Here is a 7501-nt window from a genome sequence, read left to right on the forward strand (position 1 = left end):
CCCCCCCGCGGGGGCGGGGGGCCCCCCGGGGGGCGGGCCGGCGCCGGCTCCCAGCCCTTCTCGCGCATGCTCGGGATCATCACCGAGCCGACGGCGGCCGCATCGGCGTTGGTGCTGCCGCTGACGCCGGAGAACAGCATCATCGCGACGACGGTGACGTTGGCGAGGCCGCCGCGGATGTGGCCGACCAGCGCGGTCGCCAGCGCGATCAGCCGGCGCGAGATGCCGCCCGTCTCCATCAGCTCGCCGGCCAGGATGAAGAAGGGGATGGCGAGGAAGGTGAAGCTGTCGATCGCACCGAAGGTGCGGCTCGCCACGATGTCGAGCGGCACGCCGTCCATCAGCCAGAGCCCGATGGCCGCCGCGGCGCCGATCCCGAAGGCGATCGGCACGCCGAGCGCCACGAAGGCCGCGAAGGCGGTGAGCGCCGCGATCATGCGCGCGCATCCGGCATCGCGGCGCGGAGCAGCAGATGCAGCAGCATCAGCGCCGCCCCGACCGGCAGCGCGGCATAGGGCACGGACATGCGGAAGGGCAGCGTCGCGGCGTCCTGCAGATGCGCCTGCATCGTCTCGTTCACGCCGGTGACAAGCAGCACGAGCAGGAAGCCGACCGACACCGCGAAGGCGACGAACCGCGCCGCCTGCTGCGCCGCGCCGGGCAGGCGCTCGGCCAGCGCCGTCAGGGCATAATGCCCGCCCTGCCGCGCCGCCAGCGCCGCGCCGAGCATGGACACCCAGACGAACAGGTAGCGCGCCGCCTCCTCGCTCCAGATCAGCGGCGCACCGAAGACATAGCGCGCGACGACCTGGGCGAGGGTGACGCCCGTCATCGCCAGAACGAGCAGGCCGAGCAGCGCGGCCTCGGCCCGCGCAAGCCCGGCGTCCAGCCGCTTCATCCGCGCGCGGCGGCGGCGAAGCGTGCGACGAGGTCCTTGCCGAGCCGCTCCTCGCTCTGCTCATAGGTGCGGCGGCCGGCCTCCACGAAGGGGGCGAGGTCGGGCCGGGTGACGGTCACGCCCGCCGCGGCGATGTCGGCCAGCGCGCGGGCCTCGCGCCCTTCGCGCTCCGCCGTCACGGCGGCGCGCCCGACGAGGGACGCGTCGCGGATCCAGCCGCGCTGGTCGGGCGAGAGGCGGGAGAACTGCCGCTCGCTCATGACGAAGGTGTTCACCAGCATCATGTGGTTGGTGATCGCGAGGTTGCGCGCGACCTCGGCATGGCGCGAGGAGAGATAGGTGACGTTGTCGTTCTCCGCCCCGTCGATCACGCCCTGCTGCAGCGCGGTGTAGATCTCGCCGAAGGCCATCGGCGTGGGGGCGGCGCCCAGCGCGCGGAACAGCGCGATGAAGGAGGGGTTCGGGATGACGCGGATCTTGAGCCCGCGCAGGTCGCCGATCGCGGCGACCGGGCGGCGCGTGTAGATGTTGCGGAAGGTGACCTCCCAGAAGTTCACCACGCGGAAGCCGGAGCCTGCCGCACGATTGACCAGCTCCGCCTCCGCGACAGGGCCGTCGAGAAGGCGGAAGGCGGCCGCGCTGTCGGGCACGAGGTAGGGCAGGTCGAGCACGCCGAACTGGCCGACGAAGTTCACCATGTTGGCCGAGGCGTCGATCACGCCGTCCATGATGCCGGCCTGCACGTTCTGCCACATCTCGCGCTGCGAGCCGAGCTGCGAGGAGGGGAAGATCGCCGCCTTCAGCCGGCCGCCGGACACCTCCTCGAGCCGGTCGGCCATCCGGCGCGCGCCGATGATGATCGGATGCTGCGGATCGAGCGCGCTGCCGATGCGCAGCGTGCGCGCTTCCTGCGCGCGCGCGACAGCGGGCGCCGCGAGCGTCGCGGCGGAGGCGAGGAGGAGATGGCGGCGGGCGAGGATCATCTCTTGGCTCCTTGTGTGCGGCCGGAGTGAATGATCAGCCTCGCCGGCGCGCAAGGGTGCGGCCCGGGCGCAAAACGGCGCGGCAGCATGACTGTGCCGCCAGGCGCGGCAAGCGCGCCCAATCCCTGTGCAGCGACGGCGCGGCCGCCCGCTGCGTCTCCCTGTCCGCGGGGGCTCCTAGACGGCGCCGAGATAGGCTTCGTGGATCCTCGGATCCGCCGCCAGGGCCTGGCTGTCGCCCGCGCCGGTGACGGCGCCGCGGTCCAGGATGTAGCCGGCATGCGCGACGTCGAGCGCGGCCATCACGTCCTGCTCCACGAGCAGGATCGCGACGCCGGCCGCGTTGATCGCGCGCAGCGCGTCCATCAGCAGGTCCACCGCGGCGGGCGCGAGGCCGAGCGAGAGCTCGTCGATCAGCAGCACGCGCGGCGCGGCCATGATGCCGCGCCCGATCGCGCACATCTGCTGCTCGCCCCCCGACAGCGTCGCGGCATCCTGGTGGCGTCGCTCCGCAAGGCGGGGGAAGATGCCGAAGACGCGGTCGAGGTCGCGCCGGATCGCCGCCTGGTCGCGCCGCAGATAGGCGCCCATCAGGAGGTTGTCGCGCACGCTCATCGCCGCGAAGAGGCGCCTTCCTTCCGGCACATGCACCACGCCCGCGCGCACCATCGCCTCCGGCCCCGCATTCGTCAGGTCCTGCCCGGCCGCGCGCACCCGGCCGCCGCGGGCGGCGACCAGGCCCGAGACGGTGCGCAGCAGCGTCGTCTTGCCGGCGCCGTTGGAGCCGATGATGCAGGTGATCGCGCCCGCGGCGACGGCGAGGGAGACGCCGCGCAGAACAGCGACGTCGCCATAGCCCGCATGCAGGTCCTCCACCTCGAGCGCGGGCGGCGTCATGCGGCGCCGCGCTCCGCATAGCGGCGGCCGAGATAGGCGGCGATCACCTCCTTGTCGCGCACCACCTCCTCCGGCGGGCCGTCGGCGATCAGCCGGCCGTGGTGCAGCACGGCGATGCGGGTGGAGACGCCGAGCACGACCTTCATCAGGTGCTCGATGATCACGATGGTCACGCCCTGCGCGGCGATGCGGCGGATCAGCGCCAGCGCCTCGTCGATCTCGGCGGTGTTCAGGCCGGCATTGACCTCGTCCAGCATGATCAGGCGCGGCTTCATCGCCAGCGCGCGCGCCAGTTCCAGCCGCTTGCGGCGCGCCAGCGTCAGCGTGGCCGCCGGGGCGTCGGCGAGTTCGGCCAGGTTGACGAAGCCGAGGCTCTCCCGCGCCACGGCGAGGGCCGAGGCGACATCCGCCGCGCCGCCCGCGAAGAGCGCGCCGGCGGCGACGTTCTCCGCCACGGTCATGCGCGGGAAGGGCTGCACGATCTGCCAGGTCCGCGCGAGACCGAGCCGCGCGACGCGATGCGGCGGCAGGCGGGTGATGTCCCGGCCCTCGAAGAGGACGCGCCCAGCGGTGGCGGGATGCACGCCGGTGACGACGTTGACGAGCGTCGTCTTGCCGGCGCCGTTCGGCCCGATCAGGCCCAGGATCTCGCCGCGGCCGAGTTCCAGCGTCACCGCGTCCAGCGCGGCCAGGCCGCCGAAGCGCCGCGAGACGCCCTCCAGCCGCAGCAGGCTCATGCCGCGCCGCCCAGCCGCGCGCGCAGCCGGCGCAGCGCATCGAGCAGGCCGTTCGGCAGGAACAGCACCAGCAGCACGATGATCACGCCGAGCACGGCGGCATGCAGCGTGAGGAAGCTGCGCCAGACCGCTTCCTCGAACAGCAGCAACAGCGCCGCGCCGATCACCGGGCCGAAGGCGGTGCCGAGCCCGCCGAGCAGCACCATGACCAGCGGCTTCACCGAGAGCAGCACGTCGAACACGTCGGGCGGCTCGATGTAGTGCGTCCAACTGGCATAGGCGCCGCCGGCCAGGCCGGGGAAGACGGCCGAGATGGCGAAGGCGAGTGTCTTGGCCCGGCGCGTGTCCACGCCGAGCATGCCGGCCGCATCCTCGTTCTGCTGGATGCAGCGCAGCGCGAAGCCGAGGCGGGAGGCGCGCAGCAGCAGCGTCGCCGCGGCCGCCAGCGCCGCCACGCCCAGCATCAGATGCAGGAAGAAGGCGGCCTGGGCGTGGATCTCCATCGTCGGGATCGGCAGGTTGAGCCCCATGCCGCCGCCGGTCAGCCATTCCATCTTGGTGGCGAGCTCGCGCAGCACCTCGGCCAGCGCCAGGCTGGCGATGGCGAAGTAGTGGCCGCGCAGATGCAGGATCGCGCCGCCCACCGCGGCCGCGAACAGCCCGGCCAGCACGCCGCCCGCGGCCAGCGCCGGCAGCAACGGCCAGCCGGCCGACTGCAGGATCGCGCAGACATAGGCGCCGAGGCCGAAGAAGGCCGCGGTGGCGAAGGAGGGATAGCCGGCGAAGCCGCCGATCACGTTCCAGGACAGCGCCAGCGCGGCATACATGCAGAAGACGGTGCCGAGGCGCAGCGTGTAGTTGTCGGCCACCAGCGGCAGCGCCGCCAGCGCCGCGACGCCGAGCGCCAGCAGCGCCCAGTCGCGCAGGCCGCTCATGCGAAGCCGCGCCGGCCGAGCAGGCCGTCGGGCCTCAGGGCCAGCACCGCGATCAGCACCAGGAAGGAGATGGTGATCGCCCATTCCGGCCCGAGCCACAGCGCGCCGAAGCTCTCGATCAGGCCGAGCGCGAGCCCGCCCACCAGCGCGCCCGGCACGCTGCCGAGCCCCCCGAGGACGCAGACCACGAAGGCCTTGCCGAGAAAGAGCCCGCTGTTGAGCGGCGAGACGGGGAAGATGATCGCCAGCAGCACGCCCGCCGCCCCGGCCATCGCCGCGCCCAGCCCGAAGGTGACGGCGTTGATTCGCGGCACGTTCACCCCCATCAGCGCCGCCGCGTCGCGGTCCATCCGCACCGCCACCACCGCGCGGCCGAGCCGCGTGCCGCGCAGCAGCAGCCAAAGCCCGCCCGTGAGCAGCAGCGCCAGCGCCATGGAGGCGACGCGGTCGCCCGGCAGCACCACATCGCCGAGGAACAGCACGCCGAGCGGCGTCTCCAGGTTCAGCCGCTGGTAGTCGGCGGTGAAGCCGACGATCATCGCGTTGTTCAGCATCAGGTCGAGGCCGAAGGTCAGCGTCAGCGTCATCAGCACCGGCGCCGCGATCACCCGGTTCACCAGCAGCCCCTGCGTGGCGTGGCCGATCGCATAGAGCGCGGCGGCCACCGGCAGGATGGCCAGGAAGGGATGCAGCCCGAGCCCCTGATAGGCGAACAGCGCCAGGTAGCTGCCCAGCACGATGAAGGAACCGTGCAGGATGTTGATGACGTTCAGCACCCCCCAGACGAGCGAGAAGCCGACCGCGATGCAGGCGTACAGCCCCCCGAGCACCAGCCCGTTGGCCGCGACCTGGAGATAGAGCATCAGCCCACGCCGAAGCGCAGATCTGCCTGCTTGATCCCCTGCGGATAGATGACCCGCGGCTGCGCGCCCTGGATCTGGAAGACCGGCGGCTCCAGCGAGGTGATCTGGCCGGTCGGGCCGAACTTCACGCGGCCGTAGAAGGTGGTGGTGTCCATCGCGGCCAGCGCGTCGCGCACGCGCGCCGGCTCGATCGTGCGCGCCTGCTCGATCGCCAGCTGCAGGATGGCGCCGGCGGCGGCGGCCGAGGCCTCGGCATAGTCCGGCTCGGCGTTGAAGCGGCGCTCCCAGGCCTGGTTGAAGGCCTCCGTCGTGCCGAAGATGTCGCGGCCCTGGTAGCGCACCGCCGGATGCCACCAGGCCGCGCTGGTGATGTTCTCCGACTGGCGGCCGGTGGCGCTGATGAACTCGCGATAGGCGGGGCCTGCGATCATCGTGACCACGGGCGCGCGCAGGCCGAGATCGGCCATCTGCTTCCGGATCAGGATCAGGTCGTTGGTGTAGCCGGTGGCGAACACCCAGTCGGGCCGCTGCGCGCGCATCTGCGTGATGGCGCTGGCATGGTCCATCGTGCCGATCGCGTATTTCTCGTCGAAGACGATCTCGAGGTTCCGCTTGCGCGCGCTGGCGACCATCTCCTGCCCGATCGCCAGCGGGAAGAGGTCGTTGCGCGCCAGCACGGCGACGCGGCGCACCTGCGCGTTCGCGCCGGTCACGATGTCGGCCAGCGGCTCGGTCAGGGTGCTGTTCGGCGTGAAGGTGCCGAACAGGAACTTGTAGCCCTGGTCGTAGACCTGCTCGGAGGAGGCGGTGGCCGCGATGGTCGGGATGCCGTAGCGCTCGTTCACCGAGGACGCGGCCTTCGCCGCGCCCGAGCCGAAGGGCGAGAAGAGGAAGTTCACCCTGTCCTGCGCGATCAGCCGCTCCGCCGTCTGCACCGCGCGCGGCGTGTTGGAGGCGTAGTCGGCATAGACGATCTCGACGCGATGCTTCGTGCCCGCGACATCCACGCCGCCCTGCGCATTCGCCGCCGCGGCCCAGAAATCGTAGCCGTTGCGCTGCTTGATGCCTTCCGGGGCGAGCGGACCGGTCAGCGGCAGCGGCGCGCCGATCCTGATGACGTTCTGCTGCGCCCGCGCCGCACCGCGCGGCGCGACAAGGCCGGCGGCGGCGAAGCCGAGCGTCGAACGGCGACCGAAGGCCGGAAGCGTCGTCATGCTGTTTCTCCCTCCGGTTGGATCCGGTTGCGCGAATCTCCGCATGCCATAGCCGGCATTGCAAGAGGGCGTGCAGCTTGTCGCGCGCGACACCATCGGCTTCACTGCGGACCGATCTTGCAGATCGCGGACGAGGTTGCGCATGGCCCAGACAATCGCGGTGCCGGAAGCCGGCTACCGTTTCGTGCCGGGAGTCTTCCAGTATTCCGCCGGCGTGGCGGCGCTGCCAGGCTTCCGCATCGAGCGCGTGCGCTTCGAGCAGCCGGTGCCGATGCAGGAAGGGTGGCGCCGCATCGCCGCCTGGCTCGATGCGGCGGGCCGTCCGCGCAACGCCTTCTGCGCCTGCGAGCTGCGCTCGCCCGCGCCCTTCACGGAGGAAGGCTTCCGCAGCTTCAACACGGCCTATGCCGCGGTGCTGCGCGACTGGGGGATCCTGCTGGAAGGCGGCGTCAATCCGGTGGCGCGCAGCAATGTCTGCCCGGAGATCGCGCCGCCCGCCGAGCCCGGCTTCCACGCCTTCTGCTACACCGTGCCCGCAGCCAGCGCGCCGCCCTCCTTCGTCGTCGCCGGCAGCGGCGAGGCGGAGGAAGGCCACGCGAACTACCGCGACCACATCGTCGCGCTCGGCGACACCTCGCCGGCGGGCATGCGCAGCAAGGCGCGCTGGGTGCTGGGCGAGATGGAGCGGCGGATGGGCGCGCTCGGCGGCGCGTGGGGCGCGACGACGGCGTCGCAGCTCTACACCGTCCACGACATCCACGGCCTGCTGGCGGACGAGATCGTGGCGCGCGGCGCGGCGCGGCACGGCCTGACCTGGCACTATTGCCGCCCGCCGGTGGTCGGCCTCGACTACGAGATGGATTGCCGGCGCGTGGCGGTCGAGCACGTCGCGATGGCGTGACGCACGACCGCGGCGCCGGGCCCCCGCGGCCCCCGGCGGGGGCGGCCGGCCGGGGCCCGCGCCCGGGGGGGGC

General features: G+C 72.4%; 9 protein-coding genes. 1 reads left to right on the top strand and 8 read right to left on the bottom strand.

What is annotated here, in order from left to right:
* From AC1MIR_RS24115 to AC1MIR_RS24150, 8 genes are all read right to left on the bottom strand, one after another.
* A partial coding sequence (locus AC1MIR_RS24115; RefSeq protein WP_480030710.1) for a TRAP transporter large permease subunit occupies nt 1–437 on the bottom strand: 437 nt, incomplete at its 3' end.
* Nucleotides 434–898, bottom strand: a complete 465-nt coding sequence (locus AC1MIR_RS24120; protein WP_480030711.1) for a TRAP transporter small permease — start codon at nt 896–898, stop codon at nt 434–436. The genes AC1MIR_RS24120 and AC1MIR_RS24115, both read right to left, overlap by 4 nt.
* The gene (locus AC1MIR_RS24125) at nt 895–1881 is read right to left on the bottom strand and encodes a TRAP transporter substrate-binding protein (RefSeq protein ID WP_480030712.1); all 987 of its coding nucleotides are present in this window, start codon (nt 1879–1881) and stop codon (nt 895–897) included. The genes AC1MIR_RS24120 and AC1MIR_RS24125 overlap by 4 nt, the downstream gene beginning before the upstream one ends.
* A 177-nt stretch (nt 1882–2058) precedes the next feature.
* Nucleotides 2059–2778 (bottom strand): ABC transporter ATP-binding protein, encoded by a 720-nt coding sequence (locus tag AC1MIR_RS24130; RefSeq protein WP_480030713.1) that lies wholly within the window; start codon nt 2776–2778, stop codon nt 2059–2061.
* A complete protein-coding gene (locus AC1MIR_RS24135; RefSeq protein ID WP_480030714.1) occupies nt 2775–3515 on the bottom strand; it encodes an ABC transporter ATP-binding protein in 741 nt (246 codons plus the stop codon). Before AC1MIR_RS24135 ends, AC1MIR_RS24130 begins: the two co-directional genes overlap by 4 nt.
* Entirely contained in the window at nt 3512–4450 is a 939-nt protein-coding gene (locus AC1MIR_RS24140) for a branched-chain amino acid ABC transporter permease (RefSeq protein ID WP_480030715.1), read from the bottom strand. The genes AC1MIR_RS24135 and AC1MIR_RS24140 overlap by 4 nt, the downstream gene beginning before the upstream one ends.
* Nucleotides 4447–5313, bottom strand: coding sequence for a branched-chain amino acid ABC transporter permease (locus tag AC1MIR_RS24145; RefSeq protein ID WP_480030716.1), 867 nt, complete (start codon nt 5311–5313; stop codon nt 4447–4449). The genes AC1MIR_RS24140 and AC1MIR_RS24145 overlap by 4 nt, the downstream gene beginning before the upstream one ends.
* A complete protein-coding gene (locus tag AC1MIR_RS24150; RefSeq protein WP_480030717.1) occupies nt 5313–6527 on the bottom strand; it encodes an amino acid ABC transporter substrate-binding protein in 1215 nt (404 codons plus the stop codon). The genes AC1MIR_RS24145 and AC1MIR_RS24150 overlap by 1 nt, the downstream gene beginning before the upstream one ends.
* A gap of 142 nt (nt 6528–6669) precedes the next feature.
* Between AC1MIR_RS24150 and cnbZ the strand changes: the two genes are divergently transcribed.
* Entirely contained in the window at nt 6670–7428 is a 759-nt protein-coding gene (gene cnbZ, locus AC1MIR_RS24155) for a 2-amino-5-chloromuconate deaminase CnbZ (protein ID WP_480030718.1), read from the top strand.
* Nucleotides 7429–7501 lie beyond the last annotated feature (73 nt).

It is taken from the genome of Falsiroseomonas sp. RANM36, assembly GCF_056682175.1.